We start from the raw sequence: 24,752 nt of genomic DNA on the forward strand, positions 1-24,752 counted from the left end.
TTACGAAGGATTCGACGGAGGTTTTACGTGTTTGGTCTACGGCTGGCGTCACTTATCGTGCGTCTGATAGAAGTATATGAACTGCTGGTTTTTATCTGGTGTGTGCTGTCTTGGATTCCGTCAAACAGCCGTCAAATCAGATCGTTCCATGATGCTCTTGGCGTTCTTGTCGGGCCGTACCTCTCGATTTTCAGGCGCATCATTCCAACGTTTTCAGGTATGGATTTTTCGCCGATTGTGGCATTACTCGTGCTTCAGGTGGCTGAACGCCTTATTTGGAATATACTTGTCTAGGCAGCTTCTTTGCGTGCCTCGATAGGGGTTTTACTAACTGCAGGTATTTGCGATACTACGCACAACGAAAGGGAACAAGAATGGCAATCACACCGGCAGACATCGAAAAACAGTCTTTCTCTCCCTCTGAGCTTGGCTACAATCCTGAAGAAGTGGATTCCTTCTTGGAGCAAGTTTCTTCTGAGATTGACGCAATGCTCCAGAAAATCGCCGATCTCAAGGGTCGTCTGACCAACTCCGAGCAGCAACTTGCTGCGGCTCAGGCTCAGGTGGCAAGTCTTGAGGAGAATTCAGAGAAGGCTGCGGCAGACAAAACAAACGCTCAGGCCGTGGCTGCCTCCGAGCACCAGATTTCCCAGGTGCTTATTGTGGCGCAGGCTTCTGCTGACAAGCTCGTAGCTGACGCTCGCGACAATGCCGAGCGCATTCGCAACGAGGCCGACCAGAAGGCTCGTGAGGTCATTCGTCAGGCGCTTGCCGAGAAGCAAACCGAGCTTGATGAGATTGATCGTCTCAAACAGTCCCGCGAGGATTTCCGCGCCGAGTACCGCAAGCTTCTCCAGCACTTCATGGACGATGCCGATTCCGTTTTCCCGCAGGGCGTGCTCAACAATGCGCATACGCCTGAGGTTCCTGCTGCAACAACACCTGCCGGAGCTCCTGCGCAAAACGCTCCTGCGCCTTCGGCAACTGATTTCAGCGATCTTGACTAGTACGACCGTGGCGATATGAACGCCGACGTGAGCGGTGGCATGTAGCAACAGTTCTACGAAGTAATACGACGGCATCGGGTTACGCCTGGTGCCGTTTTTTCGTGGACGTTCACAGCAAGCTCGGTAAGCTCGCTCCAAAACCGCTGAGGCATCCAGTGTGTCCGCAAGTCGTATCCACGCTGTGAGGCGTCTCTGCCGGGGAGCCCAACTCTCTCGTAAAAGCACTGCCACAGGGCCTGGATAGAGGCTTCGTTGTCAGCAAGGTCGCTGCGCGCCACAAGCTTATCAATGCCGCTCTGATCAAGTTTTACAGTGCCAAAGCGTTTCTGCTTGGGAGTGTAGAACGTGGCGATGTGGTGCAGCGGGTCAACGATGAGAAAGCGCTCGTTGCCAAGGCGTTGGACAAAGTAGCCGGTTGTCAGAGGTAGCACGTTTGCGTTAGGCCGAAATACCGACATGAACGAACCGTCTGCCATGCGCGAGAAACGTACGAATTGCCGCATATGCTCGCGCTCATTGTCAACCTGTCGAGCCAACGCGTTAAGCGCGTGGCAGACTTCGTCCGCAGGATCTTCAACGAGGAGCGTTGACCGTGAAAAGCCCGCTCTCATAAAGCGATGGACCGTTTCAGGCATACGAGGATCATCTGACGCGCAGGCCAGTACCAGACGCCTGACGGCTTCGCGATTTTGTTTCTGTTCAAACCCCACAAGGACCCGGCGCGCCAAGACGACCGTTTCATCCCAAGATGGATTAAGACCTTGCACGATGACTTCACCAAGGCGCGCCTGGCACCCGGTTTCTCTCACAAGACGAACGCGAGAAGGCGGCAGGCGTGCCAAATAAGTAAGGCCGACCGAGGAAACGACGCCTTCAACGGAGGGCTCGCAGGTCAGCGCCACGTTGGAGGAGGAGTCGAGTTCGCGAAGCTGACGTATGGCGTGCGCAAGAAGGGGAGAGCCGTCATCAAAAGAGCGTTGGCTGTGAGTATTCAATTGCTCTTCTCGTCTTGTTATAGGAGCTTTTTCTGGCATCTTCTATCACCAGCTTTCTGATGAGCTCGGCGTCGAGCGGGAAGTTGCGGTCGCGCCTGCCTTGGCAGCACATGAAATGCCGCGCCCGCTTTAAGGTAATGTTGAGTCTCGCGAGATCCTCAAAACTCAACGGGCGCTTCCTGCGGGCGGCGATAATCCTTCTTGCGCCTACAGGACCTACCCCGGGAATGCGAAGGAGCAGCTCAAGTGGGGCGTCTATAATCTCGACAGGGAATTGGTCAATATGGGCAAGCGCCCACGCGAGTTTGGGGTCAACGTCTAAATCAAGCCAGGGAGCTTCTGGAGAAACAAGCTCGTCAGGAGTGAACGCGTAGTAGCGCATCAGCCAGTCTGCCTGATATAGCCTGTGCTCCCGTCTGAGTGGCACGGGCGTATCGGGCGCGGGCAGACGCTTATCGTCCAGCATGGGCATATAGGCCGAGAAAAAGACGCGCTTCATGTCGTAGCGTTCGTAGAGCGCCTGCGAAAGGCGAAGTATCTGGTTGTCACTTTCCGGAGTGGCGCCGATGATAATTTGTGTTGATTGTCCTGCTGGTGAGAAGGACCTCTTTGCGGAAGAAACGCGGGGTCGAGGGCGGAGCGTATAGGCTGCCGCGTTGCCATAAAGCTTGCGGCCTTCCGAAAGCGCGCGTTGGCGCGGCGCATATTTTGCGAGCGTTGATGTTTTGTTCTGCGTAGCCTCCAAGAGAGACGTTTCTTCTTCTACGCGGGTGCGGTGTATGAGTTTCATGGGCTCCGTAACCGCTTTGCCGTCTTTATCCGGACAAAGCAGCTGCAGCGATTTGGAGCTTGGAAGCTCCAGATTAACGCTGAGCCTGTCGGCCAGAAGGCCGATGGTGCCGATAAGCTCCGGCGCGGTTCCCGGAATGATTTTGGCGTGAATGTAGCCGCGAAAACGGTGCTGTACGCGCAAAATGCGCAGGCAGGCAATCATGAGTTCCGTTGTGTGGTCAGGCGTTCCTACAACGCCGGACGAAAGAAAGAGCCCTTCTATGTAGTTGCGTTTATAAAAGTCGACCGTAAGATCGGCAAGTTCTTGCGGTGTAAACGACGCGCGCTCGCACGAGGCTGAACGCCTGTTGACACAGTATGCGCAGTCGTATGAGCAGGCATTTGAGAAGAGTACTTTCAGCAAGGTGATGCAGCGTCCGTCAGGCGCGAAAGAGTGACAGCAGCCGGCGGCCGAAGCCATGCCAAGGCTGCCTTTTTGTGGCGCGCGGTTGACGCCGGAGGAAGTGCAGGCGGCATCATATTTCGCAGCGTCGGCAAGGATGGAAAGCTTGTCTAAGGTATCCACGCGAGGCCCTTCTCGTCAGATAGAACATAAGTTCTATCTATACTGTACCGCATTTTCGGCGCGGACAGGGAGAAAAACAGAACAAATTTTCTATTTTGCAGTTCCACAGCGTTTTCTGTATGCTCGTACTGTCAACGTATTTGGACGATGAGAAAACGGGAGAGTCGTGATGGATGCGCCGCTCCACGCACAAACCACAGCAGATACACTTGCTCTTTCCCTGTCCGAGGTGTTGCCACGGTATGCGAAGCACGCTCTTGCCGTGCTGGAAGGCGCTGGATATGAGGCCTGGGTTGTGGGAGGTTGGATTCGCGATGCGCTTTTAGGATCCGCGGCTCATGACGTTGACATCGCTACGGACGCTTATTGGAAACAGGCGGCTGAGGTGCTCAGGCGTGCCGGATACGCGGTGTATGAAACGGGCAGCGCTTATGGCACCGTTACGGTTGTCATTGAGAATCATCCTCTTGAAGTTACAACCTATCGTATAGAAAGTTCGTATTCCGACAGTCGCCATCCCGACGATGTCCGGTTTTCCGACAGCATACGTTTGGATCTCGCGCGTCGCGACTTTACCGTAAACGCCATGGCGTTTAATCCATCGCGTGGATTGCTCGATCCGTATCTGGGCCAGCGTGACCTTCGCCTGCGTCTGATACGCGCGGTCGGAGACGCGCGGGAGCGCTTTGAAGAAGACGCGCTTCGGGTGCTGAGGGCCGTGCGCTTCGCCTGCCGACTGGATTTTTCTATCGAGGCTGCAACGGATCATGCGCTCGCGGTTTGCGCGCCTCGTCTTGCATCCATTGCGCGTGAGCGCATCGGCGCGGAGACGCGCGCTATCGTAGAGACGGGGCGTACCGCTCGCGCGCTTCGTATTGGTTTTCCCGCCCTCGCGGCAGCCATTCCCGAGCTCGCACCCATGGACGATTTTGATCAGCAAAGTCCCTTTCATGCTTATGACGTGCGCGAACATACGGCTCGCGTGTGCGCGGGAGTTGAGGCTTTTACCGCCGGCACCGCACAGAGCGCGTTGCGCTGGGCGGCGCTGCTCCACGACATTGCTAAGCCTATGACCTTTTCCGAAGACGAGGGCGGCCGCGGTCATTTCTTCGGGCATCCTGAAGAGAGCGCCCGGATGGCTCACGAGATTCTTGAGCCTATGGGCGTGCCGCAGTCTTTGGTAGCTCAAGCCGCGCAGCTTATCCGCTGGCATGATTTGGAGGTCAGCGCAAGCGCTTCGTCCATTCGACGCTTCATCGCGACGCTTGATGAGGGTTGCGCGGGGAGGGGTGCCTGCCTGGCTACGCAGATCATTGAACTCAAGCGAGCCGACGCGCTGGCAAAGACGCCGTATTGTCGAACTTATGCCGTCAAGCTTGACGTCATTGCACGCATGCTGCATGACGAGATTCGCGTTGGCGCCGTGCAAAGCCCTCGCGACCTGGCCGTTTCAGGCGATGATGTCATGCGGACGCTCGACCTTGCCCCTGGACCTGCCGTAGGCATGTATCTCAGGCAGCTTTTTGAAGCCTACCTTGCCAGTGAGGTTGCCAATGAGCGAGAAGCACTTCTCGCCCTCTTGACGCCCGCGATGTCTACATGATTTTGGTCGATTCCAGCTTTTCGATAATCCACGCGTTGGCTCGCGCCACGGGTTTGCGGAGCACCAGTCCCAAGAGCAGGGCACAGGCGAGATAGACGCAGAGGATGCCTAGTTCCTGCAGCCAAATAGTACCGTAATAGCCGGCAATCGTTTCGTGCATGGCGTTGATGGCGTGCACAAAGGGCAGCAGAATGTTGATGTTTTGGAAGCTCTGCGGAAGCATTTGCACTGGGAACGTGCCGCCGGCGCCCGCAACTTGAATGACGAGAAGAAACACCGCGATTGCCTTGCCTACGTCGCCAAAAGAATAGGTAAGCGCGTACATGATATTGACGAAGACAAACGACGATATCCAAAGCGTCAGCATGAAACGCACGGGATCAACGCATTGAATTCCCAGGTAATAGAGGTCGCCGAGACCAACCAGCGTAGCTTGCAGGAATCCGAACACGCTGAAGGTAAGAAGGCGAGCCATATAGGCATGACGAGGCTGGGCGCCGATTGAGTCGAGAAGTGCCTGGTCAGATCCTGTGAGAAGCATGGCTACGAGGATAATGGCGCCTACCCAAAGAGAAAGCGTAGTGTAGAAACCGGCCATAGCCGAGCCGTTGTTTTCAACCGGATAGACAGCCGTACGATCAAGCGTTGTCGGCGCCGCCACAAACGACGCGAGGTCTTCGCTGTTGGCGCTGAGAATGCGGCGAACGGTGACAAGATCGTTGCTTGCAAGCGCCTCGGAGAGAGAGGTGTGTATAGCGTCAAGCTTATCGGCAAGCAGATTGATACGATTTTGGGCGCGCGCGAAGTCGTTTTTCAGAGCGTCGAGACTCGTATTAGTGGAAGCCGACACGTCCTTGAGCTGCGATACGGTAGCTTGCAGAGAACCGGCGATGGCGGATGTGTCGCCGCTGACACTGTCAAGTGACACGGAGAGGGAATCGAGCTGTGCGTCAAGGGTGCCTTTGAGCTCCGTGCGCGCGGAAGAGACGTCTGTTTGAGCCTGCGTAACCAAAGACGTTATAGCGGCGCGGTCGTCTTGGGAAAGGGTAACTCCGCTGTCAATGGCGTCTGCCGCGGCATCAAGGTGCTTCTGCAAAGCCCGCTGCGTATCAACGACGTTCTGTATGCGTGCGATGGGGGAATCGAGAAGGGACTGCGCTCCTGACGGAAGCGCCGCCTGCACAGCCTTCATGTCGCTCAAAAGCGATTCATACCCCGAAGCGACCGAGCTGACTTTTCCCGAAAGGTCGCGCATATCAGATGAGGTGTGTTGAGCGGTTGTGGTGGCGCTGTCGAGTGAGGTGGAAATCGCGTTACCAAGCGTGTCAAAGCTTGACTGGGTTGAGGCAAGCGCGCTGTCAACGGTATCTCCGGCGCTTTGCACGCTGCCGCTCAACTTATGGACGCCACTTGAGGCGGCATTGAGTGCATCGCCCGCGTCTTGCGTCGCGCTGTTGTCTGAGTTCATAAGATCGGAGGTACTCGAAACGATGGACTGAGCGGAAGTGATGAGATCTCCGTAGAGTTTCATATGGCGCGAAACGCCCCTCAGGTCGGTGCTGCCCCGCGTCAGCGCACTGTCTAAGGACGCCGCGGCGTTCATGAGATGAGGATCGTCAAGAGACGTTGACATTTCGTCAAGCACGCCGGCTCCGACTTCGGTTAGGGCGTCGGTAAAGCCGGATTCAATTTCCGTGCGTGCGGATTCCGCCGCTTTATCGGTAACGATAGGTGCGATAGCGCCGATTTTCTCGTTACTTATGTAGGTGATTGTCGCGGGTTCGCTGTGAGCGTTGCCAAGGCCGCCAAGGAGTTTTTGGGAGAAATCCGGCGGAATGATGAGCGCCGCATAATAGCGGCCGCTGCGCACTCCCTCCACGGCGTCGTCGTGGGTGGTGTACACGTAGCTGATGGAAGTGCTTTCACGAAGTTTTGACGCGGCTCGCTCACCGATGTTGACGCTGACGGGAACGAGCTTGCTCTTATAGCCGTCGTCGTCATTTGCAACGGCGATTTTAAGCTCGTTGGTGTGTCCGTAGGGGTCCCAGCTGCCCTCTATATTGAGCCAGGCGTACAGGGAGGGAAGAACGATAAGACCCACGCATACAACAAGGGCGATGACATTGCGTGAAACGGCGCGGAAGTCATGCAGGAAGAGCGTTTTGATTTTCTCCATGTTACTCACCCTGTTCTTCTCGCTCAAGTTGAGAGCTGATCATCTCGGTCATCTGCTGTTTGCCAAGACCTACCATTGATTTTCTTCTCCTCATGGTTTCGTGTAGGTATTCAAGGACGATAAGGTAAGCGCAGATAAGTACCAGAACAACGACCCATGTGATGAGCCACGGCAGCTTGTTGTGAGCGATGAACATAACAAGGAGCAGGCCAATCGGAAGGGCGAGAAGCGCTATAAGCCCCAGGCGCACGCAGGTGGGATAGCGTTTCTCAAACTGCTGAGCGCGCTTCTCGACATCCTGCGCGTAGTCATCGCTGTTCTGAAGGGCGCGGACAAGGGAGGAAAGGCGATAGTGCTCAACGCTGATGCCGTCACGCTCGTGCGCCATGAAGCCTGTCGCGGCGAGGCGGCGGTCAAAGAGGAAGTTGATGTTGAGAAGATGACGGCGAAGCGCGATACCGATAACCAGGGAGGGAAGAATGAACAGCGAGAGCATGAAGAGGTTCCAGCCGTAGAACGTTCCATAGAACCCGCCGATAGACTCGCGCATGGCAGCGATGCCGTAGGTGAAGGGCAGCCAAGGATGGATGGCCTGGAAAAAGCCGGGCATCATTTCGATAGGATAGAGACCCGCGGCTCCCGGGATTTGCAGAATGACCAGAAGAACGCAGAGAGCTTTGCCGATGTGCTTAAAGGCGACGGAAAACGCGTAGATGATGTTGACGTACACCACGGATTCAACGACACCCGCGAAAAGAAAGGCGAGGGGATTGACGCACTGAATGCCCATAAACAAATCGCCTACGCAGCAGATGAGCGCCTGGAGCACCGCGAGGACCATCAAGAGGAGCCAGCGGCCAAAATAGCCCTGCCAAGGCGCGAATCGGCCGATACCTTCGTTGTCTACCTCAAGCTTATAGATGGCTATCAGCACAAAGCCGCCTACCCAAAGCGCGAGGTTCGTATAGAACGGCGTGACGCTTGAACCGTAATTGGCTATGGGATAGACCGCGTCATCGGCGATTTTAACGGGAGATGCCATGAATGCGGCGATGTTTTTCGAGTCAAGATTGGTGACGTCCCTGAGTTGTCCCATGAGTTGCGAGTTTTGAATAACCTCCACGTCAGAGGCGAGATTTCCTACAGTTGACGCGGTAGAAGAGAGTGATTCTTGCGTCAGGGCGGTTGCTTTTCTCGCTTCAGAGAGCGTGTTGTCAAGTTGAGTCAGGATGCCTTTGAGATGGACGAGCGTCGGCTTGATTGCATGCACGGCGGAAGCGAGGCTCCCGGTGGCGTCGCTGAACGAATCAAGCGAATCGTTGAGCTCAGGAATGGACGTGGCGGAAAGCGTTGAAGTTGTTGTATTGAGAGCGTCAACGCTTGTCGTGACCGTTGAGTTCAGCGCGCTCGATACGCCGGCCAGCGCGTCATTGTTCGCATGCGCGTCGTTTGAAGCCGTCTGCAGGCGGGCGAGAAGAGTCTCTTCTTGAGAAATGGAGCTCTTGAGCTCATCGATCAGATTATTGAGATGTTTCTGAGCAGTTGTGGGTAGCGTGTCTCGTATAGCCTCAAGGTCAGCGACGAGCTGCCGATTGGTGGCAATCAGGCTTCTTACGGAGGCAAGCGTGCTGTCAACGGTACCGAGCGCGCCACCAACCGATCCGGTAATCTGGCCGATAGCGGAGTTAGCGTGGCTTGCGACGTTGCTCATTGAGACGCCGCCTTGCGTCAGTGACGAGAAGAGTTTTGCTGAAAGCGTATTGGTATCTTTTTTTACCTGAGGAAGCTGCGAGGTTGCTTGAGCGAGGGTTTCTGAGGAGGCGTCAACGCTTGTTATAAGCGCGTCAACGGTGTTTTGTGCGCTGGCAACGGCGTTGCGCGCGCTGTCGATAGTGGCCTGAGAAGACTCAATGCTCTTTGCAATGCCGTCGAGATCTTGTTTGGTACCGCCGAGCTCAGAGGAGATTGTCTCAACGGCGCCGTCTGCCTTGGATGTTACGGTTTCGGCGACACCGACGAACTTCTCGGAAACGACTTCGCTGGCTTTTGATATGAAGGTTTCGTTGATCTGTGTGGTAATTGTCTTTGCGCCGGAATCAGTGACCTTGGGAGCTACGGGATTAAGCTTTTCGTTGACGTAGTATTGGATATGGGCCTTTTCCAGATTCCCTGAAAGAACGGATGCCAGCTCAGCGGTGAAATTCTTTGGAATAATGATGGCGGCGTAGTAGGTGCCGGAAGAAACGCCTTGGAGCGCCTCCTCTTTGGATACGAACGTCCACTGGAGCTGGTTGTTTTCCTTAAGCTTATCGATGACCATGGCGCCCGCATTGAGATGACCCTGATCGCCCACCTCAGCGCCTTTGTCTTCCGTTACGACAGCCACGGGCATCGTTTGAGTATTTTTGTATGGATCCCAGTTAGCGGCGATATTGAACCATGCGTAGAGCGAGGGGATAATGCAGACGCCAATTGTAACGATGACTGCGATGGGATTTTTGAGGATCCTGCTAAGGTCTCGTATAAAAATGCGAGCTATGTTTTTCACAGATGCCCCTTTGGTACCGTTTGGCTGACTGTTGAACTTTACCCTACCTACCGTCATCATAATAGAAGAATTGACTGTTTTTTAAATAATGTTCAAAATTTCTATTTTGAACCGTTGCGACCGACCGATAGACACTGGGGGATTTTGCCATGATTGAAAGAGACGCTCATCCTTTGGAAGAGGCAGGCGCGCATATTGTTGCCGCTCACGCCCAGGCGCATGAGCTTGTCCACGACGCCGTAGTTGCCGTAACGCATAAGCGTGCGGAGAACCGTACAAAAAAGAGTATCGAGACGCGGCGGCGCATTATGTCCGAGGCAACCAAGATTATGACGGAGCGGGGAAATACCGATTTTAAGATGAGCGAAGTGTCTTCTCGCGCGCAGCTTAGCAAAGGCGCCCTGTATTATTACTTTGCTGATCGCGATGCGCTTGTCCAAGCGATTTTTGACAGCTCGGTTGATGATTTGACTGAAGCGGTGGCCCAGGTATCGGTAGGAGTTTCCGCTTCCGTTGATTCGCTTCGTGCAATCATGTGTGAGCTTGCGTCTCATATTATGCCTGGCTCTCCGTTGGTGCTTGCCCTCATCAATAAGTTCGCAGGCTCTGAGCGAGACTTGATTCCCACGATGGATTCCCATTTGTCCCGTGTCATCGTGTTGCTTGCGGCTCAGCTTGAGCGAGGAAAAAGCGAGAAGTTCATCAGGGAAGACGCGGATACGAGGCTTGCTGCCTGCGCGATAACGGGTTCGCTTGTGCTTTCCGCCATCGGGTTGATGGGTCATCATGGCCACGAGATGACCGTTGATGAGCTTGTCGATCATCTGCTGGCAATGATTTTGAACGGAATAGGAATTGATTCAAAATTATCAGCCTAGTTGGGGTATACATACCTCGTGTCAGGTGTTATACCACAGGGAATTGTGAGTTCTTCTCGCAATTCCCTTTTCGAATACTACCGCGTAAGAAAGGAACGGTCATGGCTCGCAATAGGTATTACTTTACTTCTGAAGCGGTTACGGAAGGTCACCCCGATAAGGTGTGCGATCAAATCTCCGACGCCGTGCTCGACGCTATTTTGGCAAAGGAGATAGCGCTGCAGGAGCGCGGTTACATTTCGCCGACCGGAGAGCCAGCTAATGTGGATCATGTTCGCTGCGCGTGCGAGACTTTCGCGACGACCGGCACCATCATCATTGCCGGTGAGATTCGCACGCAAGCTTACATCGACGTGCAGGATATCGCTCGCAAGACGCTGAAGCGTATCGGCTACGACCGCGCCAAGTACGGGTTTGACTGCGAGACGTGCGGTGTGCTGAACCTCATCCATGAGCAGAGTCCCGATATCGCCAAGGGCGTTGATGAATCCTATGACGTGCAGGCAGGACACACGACCGACCCTCTTGATCGTATCGGTGCTGGCGACCAGGGCATGATGTTCGGCTATGCCACCGATGAGACTGACGTATTGATGCCGATGCCCGCGTATTTGTCGCAGCGGCTGGCCGAACGTCTGGCGGAAGTGCGTAAAACCGGCGAGCTTGACTACCTGCGGCCTGACGGAAAGACACAGGTGACAGTTGGTTATGAGGGAGGCCGGCCCGTTGAGGTAACGGAGATTGTTATTTCAACGCAGCACGCGCCTGAGATTGAAGACATGAGCGTTATCAAGAAGGATATGATTTCTCATGTCATCGAGCCTGTATTCGCCAAAGTCGGCATTGCGTGGGATAAAGCCGACATCTACGTTAATCCGACGGGTCGCTTTGTCGTTGGAGGTCCGATGGGTGACACCGGTCTTACAGGTCGTAAGATTATCGTGGACACCTACGGCGGCATGGGTCGTCATGGCGGCGGAGCCTTTTCGGGCAAAGATTGCACCAAGGTTGACCGTTCGGCGGCCTACGCTGCTCGCTGGGTAGCCAAAAACGTGGTTGCGGCGGGTCTTGCGCATACCTGTGAAATTGAGCTTGCCTACGCCATTGGCGTTTCGCGTCCGCTTTCGGTCATGGTGGACACCTTCGGCACCGGCACGGTTTCTGACGAGGTCATTGAAGCCGCCGTTCAAAGGGTTTTTGACCTGCGTCCGGGTGCCATCATTCGTGACCTCAAGTTGCGTCGCCCCATCTTTGAGAAGACTGCCGCCTACGGGCACTTTGGCCGGAATGATGATGACTTCACGTGGGAGCAGACCAATCGAGTCGACGATTTGCTCGACGCCGTTCGCAGAGAATAGATACGCGATTTTTAAGGCCCTTCTCGCGTGGCGAGAAGGGCTCACTTCTTGTTTTACGGTGCTCTGCCGCAATCCTAAATGTTGCAATCTGGTATGTTTATTCAAAACCACCTGGTATTAAATTTGAAACCAGGTAACCCGATATATGGCGGTAAACGGTATAGTTCCTTCGGTAAGCGGTAGGACTGGTATTACTATTCTGTAAACGGCTTAGTTAACTTATTGATATATAGCTTGGTAGCAAATGCATAAACCCGCTGTACAGCGACTTATTTGATCGGCAAGTTTTCTGGTAATCTTACTATTATAGCGTAGGCGCCGGCGTCTGTGATAGTGCTTCTCTTGAGTGCATTTCAAAAGCATCCGTTCGGCCGAATGATCATTTCTTTCCCGTTCACCTGTGCGTATGATAAAAAAGGTAAAAGCCACGGTTGTGGCGCGGTGCCACGTCTGTGGCTTGATAGCACTAAGAAAGAGGCAGAAATGAGCAAACTTTTCGGTCGTCAGCTTTCACGTCGAACCTTCCTCGGTGGAGCTGCTGCTGCTGGATTGGGCCTGACGGCGTGTGGTGGCAACAACAACGCTAACAATACTTCAGGTACCGAGCAAAAGGGCGAGGCCGGCGGCGGTACTATCAGCGCCGGAGCGGCGTACTCGACGCAGAACTACGATCCATCCTCCACGTCATCTGCTCTTGCACTTGGTGTCAACTGGCAGGTCTCAGAGGGCCTGTATGGCATGAATTACCATGACTACCACACCTTTAACGAGCTTGCTACCGCAGATCCTCAGCAGGTCGACGATACTACCTTTGAAGTGAGCATCAGAAAAGAGGCAAAGTTCTCTGACGGCGCGGCAGTTACCGCCGATGACGTTGTGGAATCTTTCAAGCGCGCAACAGCCGAAAAGAACATTTACGTTTCTATGCTGACCCCCATTGCGTCCATTGAGAAGAAAGATGACGCTACGGTTACCATCAAGACTAACGTGCCTAATTTCTCGCTTTTGAAAGAGCGTCTGTCCATCGTTCGTGTTGTTCCTGCGTCATCGAATCAGGAAGACATGAAGAAGATGCCGGTCGGCTCCGGTCCGTGGATGTATAAGACGATTTCGGATAACACACTTGATCTTGAGCCCAACCCCAATTACAACGGCGCTACTCCCGCCAAGGATAAGGCGCTTCACTATGACATTTTGAAGGACCCGACGGCTCGTCTGACCGCTCAGACCGACGGCACCACGCTTGCTATGGAGATGGTTCCCGCTGACGCTATCGACCAGCTTAAAAACGCCGGCTGCACCGTTGATACCGTGCAGGGCTTCGGTGTTCGCTTCCTGATGTATAACGTGACCAAGGCTCCCTGGGATAACGTCAAGGTTCGCCAGGCGGTGCTCTACGCTCTGGATACCGACAAGATGATTTCCAACGCCCTGTCCGGTCAGGCTGAAGCCGCTACCTGCTATCTGCCGTCTTCGTTCTCCAATTACCACAAGGCCGCCACGGTCTATACGCATGACACTGATAAGGCGAAGAGCCTTATCAAAGATTCAGGCATCACGCCGGGCGAGGTTGTCCTGCGCACGACCGACAACGAGCAGGTTAAGAATATGGCCACGCAGGTCAAGAACGATCTTGACGCGCTCGGCTTTACGGTCACCATTCAGACCGATACTTCGCCTGCTACCTATTCCGCCATTGACGCCGCTGACGGATCCTGGGACATGCTCTTGGCGCCGGGAGATCCTTCCTGCTTCGGCGGCGATACCGACCTGCTTCTCAACTGGTGGTACGGCGATAATATCTGGATGAAGACGCGCTGCCCGTGGGGTGCTTCCGATGAGTGGAAGAAGCTCCATGAGCTCATGGACAAGGCTCTGACTCAGTCCGGCGCCGATCAGCAGTCTACCTGGAACGAGTGCTTCGATATTATCGCGGAGAACGTGCCTCTCTATCCGGTACTCTTTGCGAAGACTTCTACGGCTTCCTGGAGCGAGAAGCCCAACGGAAACGGCGTGGCGCTTCAGGGCTTCAAGGGCATTGGCACCACAGGCATGTCCTTCATTGACGTCAATACGGTAACCCAGAAATAACTGCGGGAACCAGCTGCGGGTGATTTGTGGGGCTCGGGCGGACGCAGCTTCGCTCGAGCCCTTTTGTTCGGTTTCATTTCGTTCAAGAGAGGGGAGACTGTGAATAACCTGCTTCGACTTATCGGTCGTCGTCTTATCGCGTTGCCGATTATGGCTTTGGGAGTCACGTTTCTCGTATTCTTCCTGATGTCGTTTTCACATGTAGATCCCGCGTACAACGCGCTGGGAGAAAGCGCTACTCCGGAGGCCATTGCGCAGTATCACACCGAGCACGGCTTAGACGATCCGTGGCCAGTCCGGTATGTGCGCTACATGGGCAACCTGCTCCATGGTGACCTGGGCTCCTATGGAGCCGCCAGCTATTCGGTGGCGGATCGCATCGCGCGGGCGCTTCCGGTAACCATGCAGCTCACCTTTATCGGCCTCATCATCGGCGCCGTTGTTTCATTTTTATTCGGCGTCCTTGCGGCGCTCTATCGAGACAGATGGCCCGACCAAATCATTCGAGTGTTTTCCATCGCGGGACTCGCGACGCCTTCGTTCTGGCTTGCGGTTCTTCTCATCCTGCTCTTTGCAACTACCCTCGGAGTACTTCCCGCGTCAGGCATGCTGCCCGACCCCTCCAAAAACTTCGGTGGCTACATGGCGCGCATGATTATGCCGGCTGTCGCTCTAGCCGTTCCGCTGACTGGTCAAATGACGCGTATTGTCCGTACGGCGATGGTAGAAGAGCTGGACCGCGATTACGTTCGCACTGCTCGCGGCGCGGGTATCCCAGAACCCATCGTCATCGCGCGTAACGTCTTGCGCAATGCCCTCATTACTCCGGTCACTACGCTCGGACTCAAGATTGGCTATCTTATGGGCGGCGCCGTAGTTATTGAGGTTATTTTCAACCTACCGGGTATGGGCATGGCCATCCTCGAGGGCATTCAGGGCAACGAAACCATGCTTGTACAGGGTGTTGTTATCGTTGTCGCGCTGTCCTTCATCATTATCAATATCGTGGTTGACATGCTCTACATCCTCATCAATCCGCGTATCAGGACGGTGTAGCCATGATTGAGATACGAAAAAAACAGACTGAAAAGCTTGAGGAGGCCGCGGCAAAAGGACTCAAGTTCGGCGGCTTCAAAAACATGAGGACCACCTCGAAAATCGCTCTGGCCATTCTGGTACTTGTAGTGCTCGCTTCAGTGCTTGCCGCACTGCTCGCGCCTCATAATCCGCTTGACATCTTTAATGCTCGACAGGCTCCCGGCAACGGATTTCTCTTCGGCACTGACGATAAGGGTCGCGATATCCTGTCCCGCATGTTGTACGGCGGACGGTATTCGTTGGTCATCGGCTTTGGCGCTACCGGTATGGCGCTGGTGCTCGGATCTATTATCGGCGCCGTTGCGGCGGTGTCGAGAAAAGCGGTTTCCGAAGTTATTATGCGCCTGCTCGATATCATCATGTCCTTTCCGGGCATCGCGCTTGCCGCGGTGTTCGTCTCCATTCTCGGCAACAGCATTCCGTCCATTATTTTCGCGATTGGGTTTATGTACACGCCTCAGATTGCCCGCATCGTGCGCGCTAATATCGTGAGCGAATATGGCGAGGATTACGTGCGCGCCACCATCGTTTCCGGCGCCCGTGCGCCCTGGATTTTGTGGAAGCATGTGCTTCGGAACTGCATCGCACCCATTATGGTCTTTACGGTTACGCTGGTAGCAGATGCCATCATCTTTGAGGCGTCGCTTACCTTTATCGGAGCCGGCATTCAAGAGCCCACTCCCACATGGGGCAATATCCTGGCTGATGCTCGCGGCGGCGTTCTGGCCGGCCGCTGGTGGCAGGCGTTTTTCCCCGGCCTTGCCATCATGCTGACCTGCCTGGCGCTCAACATCCTCTCCGAGGGTCTGACCGATGCCATGGCCGCGGCACCGGGAGCTCCTGTTGACGCGGATACCTCGGAGTCTCGGCGAGCTGACGATATTCTCGCTTCAGACCCCGTGCGCGCCTATGCTGAACAGGAGAAATCCCTAAATCGGCGTCTGTCTGATCTCAAGGTGGTCGAGCTAGCGAGAACAGACAGGCATAAGCCCAACTTCACGGTTGACCCGATTCTGCAAGTTAAGGATCTTTCCATCAGCTTTGAGTCACACGGCGAGGTAAAGGTTGTTGACGGCGTGAGCTTTGACGTCCGCCCCGGTCAGTGTATGGCGCTGGTGGGTGAGTCGGGCTGCGGCAAGTCAATTACCACAAAAGTAATTATGGGTCTTACGGATCCGAAAGAAACTATTACTGGCGAGGTGCTCTATAAAGGCCAGGATCTTGTAGCGATATCCAAAGATGAACACCGCAGGCTGCTTGGCCATGAGCTTGCCATGGTGTATCAGGACGCTCTGTCCTCGCTCAACCCCTCGATGCTTATCGCTTCTCAGATGAAACAGCTGACAAGCCGAGGCGGTACACGCTCGGCCGAAGAGCTTCTTGAGCTGGTAGGTCTTGACCCTAAGCGCACCTTGGAATCCTATCCCCATGAGCTTTCTGGCGGTCAGCGTCAGCGTGTGCTTATCGCTATGGCTCTGACGCGTGATCCATCGCTGGTCATCTGCGATGAACCTACAACCGCGCTTGACGTGACCGTTCAAAAGCAGGTCATCAAGCTCCTCAATGATTTGCAGGACCGTCTTGGTTTTGCCATGATCTTTGTAAGTCATGACCTTGCGCTTGTGGCGGAGGTAGCTTCTGAGATTACCGTTATGTACGCCGGGCAGGTAATTGAGCAGGCGCCGACAACGGAGCTTTTGACCAATCCGGTGCACGAATATACCCGCGGCCTTTTAGGCTCCGTCCTTTCCATCGAGGAAGGCGCTCAGGATGGAACGCGTCTTCATCAGGTTCCGGGCTCGGTGCCCTCTCCCGAGGATTTTCCAAGAGGAGACCGCTTCGCGCCTCGCTCAAGCCATCCGGAACTTGGTCTTGAGGTTCATCCGCTGCTCAAGCAGATTCCCGGGCGCCACCATAGCTTCTCGGAGTTGCCCGACGAGTATCTGAAAGAGCATGGACTTGTGCCGTATCTTGAGCGTGTACAGAAAAAGGAGGTGGAGTAAGTGAGCGAACAGCAGCCCATCATCTTCCTCGATGATATTTCCGTGACGTTTAAGACGCGTACCGGCTCCGTTTTTCATCCTCATAAGGTCCACGCGGTTCAGCACGTGACAATTAAACTGATGCCCGGCGAAACCATCGGCATTGTCGGCGAGTCGGGATGCGGCAAGTCCACTACGGCTAACGTGATGTGCGGACTTCAGTCGCCAACGTCAGGTAAAGTCTTTTTCAAGGGGCACGATGTTACCAAGCGCACGCCTGAGCTGCGCAAACAGATTGGGCGTGTAGTTTCGGTGGTCTTTCAAGATCCCGCTACAGCCTTAAATCCTCGGATGATCGTGCGCGACCAGCTCCTCGATCCGCTTTTGGTGCACAAGGTGGGAACGCCTGACGAGCGGGAAAAACGCATTAACGAACTTGTGGGTCTTGTCGGGCTTCCAAAATCGGCGCTTCGTGCGCTTCCCGGACAGCTTTCGGGCGGTCAGCGCCAGCGCGTAGCCATCGCGCGCGCCATGTCGCTCAATCCGTCCGCCATCATTGCTGATGAGCCTACATCGGCGCTTGACGTTTCTGTGCGAGCGCAAATCCTGAACCTGCTTACCGATCTCAAGCGAGACCTAGGGCTTTCTATGATTTTCATCTCGCATGATATTCAGACCGTACGCTACGTGTCCGACCGTATTATCGTTATGAATCACGGGCAGATCATGGAGGACGGTTCTGCGAAGCAGGTGTTTGAACACCCTCAAGACCCCTATACCAAGACGCTCCTTGGAGCCGCGCCCTCGCTGCTTCATCCGAAGCTTGGCGAATAATCACATGTCGAGGGCGTATCCGAAAGGATGCGCCCTCCTTGTATCTCAAACGATTGATAAGGACCCGGATGTCTCTTTCAAAGCTTGATTATAGGGAGCTGCGCGCCGCCCGTGCGCTGACGCCGATGCCGGCTGACTTCAGCGAATTCTGGGAAGCTCGTATGGCTGAGGCTGACGCTGTGCCGCTGAGCTGGCGGCTTGAGCCTTCTGATGAGGTAGCGCAGGCAAAAACGTGCGCCTTTTGCGATCTTTGGTTTGACGGCATGAAAGGTGCGAAGCTCTACGCCAAATTTCTCTATCCGCATGGCGAGAAGAACGTACCCTTGGTACTGCAGTTCCACGGGTATCCAGGTGCTTCTCGCTCCTGGTTTGAGCAGGCGTCTTTTGTAGGCGCAGGCTGCGCGCTTCTCGCGCTTGATAATCCCGGACAGGGCGGGCGGAGCTATGACGGAGACGGGTATGCAGGAACAACCGTAGCGGGTCATCTTGTTGCAGGACTTGACGGTCCTGCGAAGGATCTCTACTACGTGCGCCTCTATCAAAACGTTCGGATTCTCTGCCGTATTGTGTGTGCTATGGATGGTATCGATCTGAAGCGCGTTTTTGTCAACGGGCAGTCACAGGGAGGCGGCATGGGTATCGCGTGCTGTGCTCTCAACCAAGAGCTCGTCAACCGTGCAGCCATTCTTTTCCCGTTTCTTTCGGACTTCAGAGCCGTTTGGGAGCTGGGCGCCGACAAGCAGGCCTACGAGGGTATTCGCTACTACACACATTGGTTTGATCCGCGCGGGGAGCGCGTAGATGAAATCTTTGGCAAGCTTGCGTATGTAGACAGCGCAAACTTCGCGCGTTTTGTGCGCTGTCCGGTGCTTTTTGGATCCGGTCTTGATGACGAGGTATGCCCTTTGCCTACGCAGTTTGCGGTGTATAACGCGCTGGAATGTCCCAAGCGGCATCTGTTGTTTGAAGGCTATGGGCATGAGGAAATTCAAGCCTTTGACGACAGGATCATCGGCTTTTTTGACGCGCAGGACGCGCGCTCCTGGCTTGCAGAGGAGGCGCGCTCATGAGGACCGTTTCGTCATATAGGGAAATGCTTCAAAACTATCGCGGGCGCGCTTCACGGCCAGATGTGTTTGATGCGTTTTGGGCGCAGACCTGCTCGCTCAATGAGCCGGAGGTGACAGAGGTGCAGAAGGCCCCTGTGAGCTCTGCGAGCCTCGTATGCGAAGAGTTCACCTGCCGCGCTTCTGACGGCGTTTTTCTCAAAGTGCATACGCTGCGTCCTGCTGGAGCGACTCCTAGGCCAACCGTTGTGCTCTATACCGATCTTGGCCGAAAAGCGCGCGGCTGGTTACACCTGGCGCGCTTCGCTTCTCTGGGCTTTGCCGTTGTGGCCCCCGAAACTCGAGAACTTCCCGCAAAGGCGCACGCGCTTTTCGAAAAAGCATGGAAAGGCGAGGTTAGTGCCCCTGAATTGGCGGCATATGGCTTCAGTACAAGCGCAACGCGCGTGGCGGGCGCGGAGGACGCGCCAGCCGCGATGGACATGGCAGGCGCGATGAGCGCGGCAGCCGCAACGGACGCCGCCATCACTGAGCTCGCGCGTGCGACCCCACTCTTTCAGCTGATATCTGACGCGTATGCAGTGGCTCGTGCGGCGCAATCGCTTCCATATGTTGCTGCCGACTGTCTTATGACCTGGGGAGAAGGACTTGGTGGCACGCTTGCTTTGGACATCGCGGCTCTGCTCGGCCCCGAATGTGCGGGAATGATGGCGCAAAATCCCTTCTTTGCCGACAGCGTGGACATCGCGGCGGAGAAGCTCTTTGGCGCTGAGGCAGCGCTGAAGAACGCGCAGGTTATCTCCGCTTTCAGTCTTCTCGACACGACTAGTTTCGCGGAAAAAGTCACCTGCCCGACGCTTATGGCGTGCTCGCTGGAAGATCAGGCGTCTCCACCTGAAGGAACGTTTGCGGCATACAATCGCATTCCTGCGACGTGCAAGCGGATAGCGGTGTATCCCAAACATGCGCATGAGCGCATCAACGATTTTGAAAACTTGCAAATTGACTTTTTGCTGACGCGCTCAGGCGGTAGACTTTAACTGTCTGGGTAAGCAGCGTTCAACAGGAAAGGATACGGTGCATGTCCACAGATTTTGTATTCAGAGGAGTCATTCCCCCCGTTGTTACTCCGGATACCGAAGACCGTCAGCTTGACGTAGCTTCACTGGAGCGCTCCATTGAGCGCATGATTGACGCCGGCGTTGATGGTTTGTTTTTCCTCGGTTCGTCAGGGGAAGTTGTTTTTGCCACCGATGATCGCCGCGATCAGATTGTCCGCGAGGCGGTCCGTATTGTCGCAGGCCGCGTTCCGGTATTGGTGGGCATTATCGATACGCAAACTGAGCGCGTGCTTGAGCACGGTTATCGTGCACTTGAGCTGGGAGCCGATGCGCTTGTGGCAACAGCGCCATTCTATGCCCTGGAAGGAGAGGTCGAGACGGAAGAACACTTCCGCATCATCCACGCCGAGCTGGGTGCGCCCCTGTTTGCCTACGACATTCCCGTGTGCGTGCATACGAAGCTTCCCTGGAAGCTGCTTGCGCGCTTGGGCGCGGAAGGGGTTCTCGCGGGCGTAAAAGATTCGTCCGGTGACGACATATCGTTCCGTTATCTGGTGCAGGAAAACGAAAAGAACGGCCATCCTATGGCGCTTCTGACCGGTCACGAAATTGTGGTCGATGGCGCGCTTTTGTCTGGCGCAGACGGCTCCGTTCCGGGTCTTGCCAACATTGAGCCCGAAGGCTACGTCCGTATGTGGAAGGCTGCGCAGAGGGAGGATTGGACCTCGGTCAAGCGCGAACAGGATCGGCTGAACGAAATATCCCACATTTTTGACGTTACTTCGGGCGTACAGGGATACGGCGCCGGCGTTGGCGCCTTCAAGTGCGCTCTTCACCTTATGGGAATTTTTGACACGCCGCAGATGCCTCGCCCCGTGAAGCCACTTTCTGCTGAGAACGTCGAGGCGATCCGCGCGGTTCTTGTTAAAAATGAGCTGCTGTAACCTTTTTGACCTTTCAGGGAGGGATAGCTGTGTCTTACGAATGCGATGCTCGAAAAATTGCTGTGGCCGTTGATATCGGTGGCACAAAGATTGCCTGCGGTCTTGTTGATCTGAGTGCGAAAGAGGTCCCGCGGGTGCACGATGTCACAAAGATTTCCACGGAGGCGGATCAAGGTGGCGCCCATGTGCTTGAGCTGGTGATTGAGTCGGTTAAAAGCGCTCTTTCCCGTGCGGCAGAGCGCGGCGAGAAGCCCGTGGGGGTCGGCATTTCTTCGGCAGGTGTCGTGGATCCGCGCAGCGGCGATATTACCTTCGCCAATAATTTGATGCCCGGTTGGGGCGGTACTCCTCTTGCCCGCGCCGTCACCGAAGCGTGCGGTCTTCCGTGCACGGTGCTCAATGACGTGCATGCCCATGCGCTTGGCGAAGCGCGCCATGGTGCCGGCAAAGACGTATCTTCCGTATTGGTGGTCGCCGTGGGAACGGGTATCGGCGGCGCATTCGTAGACCACGGCACCATCATGCTCGGCGCTCATGACGAAGCCGGTCATATAGGACACGTCGCCGCTTTGGCAGCCGCGGGCGTGGCTTGTTCTTGCGGAGCTACAGGACACCTTGAACCTGTCGCCGCAGGCCCCGGCATCATCCGCGAATATGTACGGCTGGGAGGTATTGACAGCCGCGATGACGGTTCTCCTATAGACGGCGCGGAAATTGATTTTCGCGCAAACAATGGAGACATACGCGCCCAAGCGGCGGAGGAGCTCTCCGGACGGGCGCTGGGGGAGGTTTTGGGCAGTATGTGCAATATGCTTGACCCTTCAGCCATCATTCTTTCAGGCTCTGTGGCGGAGTGCGGACCGTATTGGCACAACGCTTTGCATGCGGCGTTTGAGAGCCAGGCGATGCCTCCGGTCAAGACGACGCCCATCATACAAGGAGCGCTGGGTGCCGAAGCCCCGCTTATAGGCGCTGTCGAAAATCTCTTTGATCCCGCGTATTTTGAAACGAGAAACACATGTCATTAAATCCGCTTGTACAGTCTCTCAAAGGCAAACTCATAGTCAGTGTGCAGGCTTATCCTGGAGAGCCGCTTCGCCACCCCGAGACCATGGCGCAAATGGCGCGCGCTTGTGAGCTGGGAGGAGCCGCTGCCATCAGGTGCCAGGGGCTTTCTGATATCGCCGCCATTAAAGGGCGGGTGGAAATCCCCGTCATTGGTCTTTGGAAGGAGGGACACGAAGGCGTTTACATCACGCCCACCCTGCGCCACGCCCTCGCGGTTGTCAATGCCGGAGCAGATGTGGTGGCGCTGGACGCGACCGATCGCGCGCGTCCTGACGGTAGGACGTTTGCAGAGACAATTCGCTCGCTCCGTGAGGCAACCGATGCGCTCGTCATGGCTGATTGCATGACTATGGACGATATACATCGCGCCGTAGCGTGCGGTTGCGACTTGGTCTCAACCACGCTTTCGCATAACAAGGCGGCAATCGATACCACCCTCGATGACGGTCCCGATTTGCCGCTGCTCCGCCAGGCAACAACCGAATTCCCCGGCATTGCCATCATTTGTGAGGGGCATGTGCATACACCCGTGGATGCGAAGGCTGCCATTGACGCCGGCGCGTGGGCGGTCGTTTCCGGTACAGGCATCACACATCCAACCTCAATTACTTCGTGGTTCAAGGCGGCGATTGAAGCGTAGGCGTTGGCGAGAAGTACTTCTCGCCGTCAACCTTTTCAAAGAGGGAGTGACTCATGAGCCAAGACAAGCCTGTCTCAGCGGGGAAGGTTTCCGTGCCCGACATCGTGATTATTACCGGCATGTCGGGGTCCGGGCGTACGCAGGCGCTGCATGTCTTTGAAGACATGGGCTATTACTGCATCGATAACCTGCCGCCGGCGCTCATCCTGCAGCTTGCTCATGTGGTGGGAATCAATTCAAGCATCGGGCGACATCTGGCCGTTACCTGTGATTTACGCTCACAGGGTCTCTTTGACGACATGCTTGAGGTCCTGCATTCGCTTGCTGATCATGAGCTGACCTACAGCATGGTCTTTCTCGACTCGACCGACGAGGTCATCATGCGCCGCTATGACGAGAACCGTCGCCGGCATCCGGTGGCGCACCGGGGAGAAACACTGGAAAAAGCCATCAGGCGTGAGCGCAAGCAGCTTGCAGCGGTGCGTGAAGCGGCCGATGTGGTGATTGATACGTCTACCATGCGCACGACAACGCTTCGTAATCGTCTGCGCCGTATCTTTTCGAAACTTTCCGACCAGCAGCTTCTTGAAGTAAGCGTTTTCTCGTTCGGCTTTAAGCATGGCATGCCCGTTGAAGCGGATCTTATGATTGACGTGCGCTTCTTACCCAATCCGTTTTACGATCCGGAAATGCGTGTGATGACGGGGCTTGACAAGCGCGTTGCCGCCTATGTGCTCGATAATCCGACGGCCAAGAAATTCTTGAAATCGTGGTTTGAACTTTTAGACGTAATTATGCCGGGCTATGTCGCTGAAGGGAAGTCGCACCTCTCTATCGCCGTTGGTTGCACGGGAGGTCAGCACCGGAGTGTGGCTATCGCAAAGGCGACCGCCGAGCATCTTCTGCAGGCGGGGTACCGTGCTACACTTTCACATCGTGATCTTGCACGCGCCAATACGCGAACAGATGGATAGCGGATAGCGCGCGTGCGGCAGCGACAACGTGTGCGCGATTGCGCTCGCACGTTGGTAAAGCAGCAAAAGGGGAGCGATAAAGAGGGTCTATGTCATTTACCGCTGAGGTGAAAAACGAACTTTCGCGTGTGCCTTCCTCGTCACAGGAAGCTGATCTCGCGCAGCTTTCAGCGCTCATGCGCGTTACGGGCACGCTGTCCTTTCATGGAGCTCGCAACTATACCGTGCGCATCGTAACTGAGACAGGTACTGTTGCCCGCACTGTGGTAGCGCTTGCGCGTCAGCTCTTTGGTTTGGGCACGTCGATTGAGTATCGACGCTCTATCATGCATAAAAAACGCAACTATCTATTGGAGATTTCCAATCAGCAGGCGCTCGGAGACGCTCTGGTGGCTCTTGGCATTTTGACGCCCGAAACAGGTATTCAACAGGGAATTCCGCGCCAGCTTTTGTATACCAAGCAGGCTCGGGCAGCATTTGTACGGGGCGCTTTTATGGCGGGAGGTTTCGTTGCCGACCCGCGCAAAGATTTTCATTTAGAGATTGCGGTGACAGGCGAGCGTTTTGCTCGCGACCTTGTGGCACTTATCGCTACCGCAGGCATTACCGCACGACTCAATCACCGCAACCGCCATGTACAGCGACTGGATCGGACGAAAGAACTGTATGCGGTGTACCTGAAGAGTTCCGACGACATTATCGCTTTTTTACGCCTCATCGGCGCCGAAAACATGGCAAAGGTGGTGTTCGCGGCGCGTCAGATGAAGCTCGTGCGCAACAATGTTAATCGCGGCGTCAACGCTGAAGTGGCAAATCAAAAGCGCTCCTCCGACGCGGCCGCCTCTCAGCTTCGTCTGATTGAGCGTGTCGAGAAAATCGTGGGTATCGAGAACCTTCCCCCTGCGCTTCAGGAGTTTTGCCGCGCTCGCCGTGAAAGCCCCGAACTGTCTCTTGCAGCGTTAGGTGACTCTTTTGTGCCACCTGTCTCAAAATCAGCCATGTACCACCGGCTGCTGCGCTTGGAAAAAATTGTTGAAGACGCAGAAAATTTCAATAACTCCGTTTAACTTT

At 55.2% G+C, this 24,752-nt stretch carries 20 protein-coding genes; 16 read left to right on the forward strand and 4 right to left on the reverse strand.

Annotated features, from left to right (window positions below):
• The first annotated feature begins 27 nt into the window (after positions 1-27).
• Positions 28-294, forward strand: a complete 267-nt coding sequence (locus HMPREF1527_RS00590) for a YggT family protein (protein WP_016476761.1) — start codon at positions 28-30, stop codon at positions 292-294.
• A gap of 80 nt (positions 295-374) precedes the next feature.
• The gene (locus HMPREF1527_RS00595; protein WP_016476762.1) at positions 375-1,007 is read left to right on the forward strand and encodes a DivIVA domain-containing protein; all 633 of its coding nucleotides are present in this window, start codon (positions 375-377) and stop codon (positions 1,005-1,007) included.
• A 53-nt stretch (positions 1,008-1,060) separates the two neighbouring features.
• Here HMPREF1527_RS00595 and HMPREF1527_RS00600 read toward each other — a convergent pair whose 3' ends face one another.
• Positions 1,061-2,002 carry a TIGR03915 family putative DNA repair protein gene (locus HMPREF1527_RS00600; protein WP_016476763.1) on the reverse strand — a complete coding sequence of 314 codons (942 nt, stop codon included), beginning with the start codon at positions 2,000-2,002 and terminating at the stop codon, positions 1,061-1,063.
• Positions 1,974-3,359 carry a putative DNA modification/repair radical SAM protein gene (locus HMPREF1527_RS00605; protein WP_016476764.1) on the reverse strand — a complete coding sequence of 462 codons (1,386 nt, stop codon included), beginning with the start codon at positions 3,357-3,359 and terminating at the stop codon, positions 1,974-1,976. The genes HMPREF1527_RS00600 and HMPREF1527_RS00605 overlap by 29 nt, the downstream gene beginning before the upstream one ends.
• A 169-nt stretch (positions 3,360-3,528) precedes the next feature.
• Between HMPREF1527_RS00605 and HMPREF1527_RS00610 the strand changes: the two genes are divergently transcribed.
• The gene (locus HMPREF1527_RS00610; protein ID WP_016476765.1) at positions 3,529-4,962 is read left to right on the forward strand and encodes a CCA tRNA nucleotidyltransferase; all 1,434 of its coding nucleotides are present in this window, start codon (positions 3,529-3,531) and stop codon (positions 4,960-4,962) included.
• Here the strand turns inward: HMPREF1527_RS00610 and HMPREF1527_RS00615 are convergent.
• Entirely contained in the window at positions 4,955-7,138 is a 2,184-nt protein-coding gene (locus HMPREF1527_RS00615; protein WP_016476766.1) for a YhgE/Pip domain-containing protein, read from the reverse strand. The genes HMPREF1527_RS00610 and HMPREF1527_RS00615 overlap by 8 nt on opposite strands.
• Before the next feature lies 1 nt (position 7,139).
• Complete coding sequence (locus tag HMPREF1527_RS00620; protein ID WP_016476767.1) at positions 7,140-9,686, reverse strand: YhgE/Pip domain-containing protein; 2,547 nt, start codon at positions 9,684-9,686, stop codon at positions 7,140-7,142.
• A gap of 149 nt (positions 9,687-9,835) precedes the next feature.
• On the opposite strand from HMPREF1527_RS00620, the gene HMPREF1527_RS00625 reads away from it, so the two are divergent.
• The 13 genes from HMPREF1527_RS00625 (at position 9,836) to whiA (ending at position 24,748) form a co-directional block, all read left to right on the forward strand.
• Complete coding sequence (locus HMPREF1527_RS00625; RefSeq protein ID WP_016476768.1) at positions 9,836-10,564, forward strand: TetR/AcrR family transcriptional regulator; 729 nt, start codon at positions 9,836-9,838, stop codon at positions 10,562-10,564.
• A gap of 101 nt (positions 10,565-10,665) precedes the next feature.
• Positions 10,666-11,922, forward strand: coding sequence for a methionine adenosyltransferase (gene metK / locus HMPREF1527_RS00630; RefSeq protein ID WP_016476769.1), 1,257 nt, complete (start codon positions 10,666-10,668; stop codon positions 11,920-11,922).
• A gap of 483 nt (positions 11,923-12,405) precedes the next feature.
• Positions 12,406-14,013: an ABC transporter substrate-binding protein gene (locus tag HMPREF1527_RS00635; RefSeq protein WP_035433572.1), complete on the forward strand. Its 1,608-nt coding sequence runs from the start codon at positions 12,406-12,408 to the stop codon at positions 14,011-14,013.
• 99 nt (positions 14,014-14,112) lie between these two features.
• Positions 14,113-15,069, forward strand: a complete 957-nt coding sequence (locus HMPREF1527_RS00640) for an ABC transporter permease (RefSeq protein ID WP_016476771.1) — start codon at positions 14,113-14,115, stop codon at positions 15,067-15,069.
• Positions 15,070-15,071: 2 nt separating this feature from the next.
• On the forward strand, positions 15,072-17,114 hold the full coding sequence (locus HMPREF1527_RS00645) for a dipeptide/oligopeptide/nickel ABC transporter permease/ATP-binding protein (protein WP_016476772.1): 2,043 nt from the start codon (positions 15,072-15,074) through the stop codon (positions 17,112-17,114).
• A complete protein-coding gene (locus tag HMPREF1527_RS00650; RefSeq protein ID WP_016476773.1) occupies positions 17,115-17,927 on the forward strand; it encodes an ABC transporter ATP-binding protein in 813 nt (270 codons plus the stop codon).
• Between the two features lie 68 nt (positions 17,928-17,995).
• Entirely contained in the window at positions 17,996-18,997 is a 1,002-nt protein-coding gene (locus HMPREF1527_RS00655) for an alpha/beta fold hydrolase (RefSeq protein ID WP_016476774.1), read from the forward strand.
• A complete protein-coding gene (locus HMPREF1527_RS00660) occupies positions 18,994-20,034 on the forward strand; it encodes an acetylxylan esterase (RefSeq protein WP_016476775.1) in 1,041 nt (346 codons plus the stop codon). Before HMPREF1527_RS00655 ends, HMPREF1527_RS00660 begins: the two co-directional genes overlap by 4 nt.
• Positions 20,035-20,075: 41 nt before the next feature.
• Entirely contained in the window at positions 20,076-20,999 is a 924-nt protein-coding gene (locus HMPREF1527_RS00665; RefSeq protein ID WP_016476776.1) for a dihydrodipicolinate synthase family protein, read from the forward strand.
• Positions 21,000-21,028: 29 nt separating this feature from the next.
• On the forward strand, positions 21,029-22,027 hold the full coding sequence (locus tag HMPREF1527_RS00670) for an ROK family protein (RefSeq protein WP_016476777.1): 999 nt from the start codon (positions 21,029-21,031) through the stop codon (positions 22,025-22,027).
• Entirely contained in the window at positions 22,018-22,707 is a 690-nt protein-coding gene (locus HMPREF1527_RS00675; protein WP_016476778.1) for an N-acetylmannosamine-6-phosphate 2-epimerase, read from the forward strand. The genes HMPREF1527_RS00670 and HMPREF1527_RS00675 overlap by 10 nt, the downstream gene beginning before the upstream one ends.
• A 53-nt stretch (positions 22,708-22,760) precedes the next feature.
• Positions 22,761-23,681, forward strand: coding sequence for an RNase adapter RapZ (gene rapZ / locus HMPREF1527_RS00680; RefSeq protein ID WP_016476779.1), 921 nt, complete (start codon positions 22,761-22,763; stop codon positions 23,679-23,681).
• 89 nt (positions 23,682-23,770) lie between these two features.
• Positions 23,771-24,748 carry a DNA-binding protein WhiA gene (gene whiA, locus HMPREF1527_RS00685; protein WP_016476780.1) on the forward strand — a complete coding sequence of 326 codons (978 nt, stop codon included), beginning with the start codon at positions 23,771-23,773 and terminating at the stop codon, positions 24,746-24,748.
• The last annotated feature ends 4 nt before the right edge of the window (positions 24,749-24,752 follow it).

It is taken from the genome of Atopobium sp. oral taxon 199 str. F0494, from assembly GCF_000411555.1.
Classification (GTDB): domain Bacteria; phylum Actinomycetota; class Coriobacteriia; order Coriobacteriales; family Atopobiaceae; genus Lancefieldella.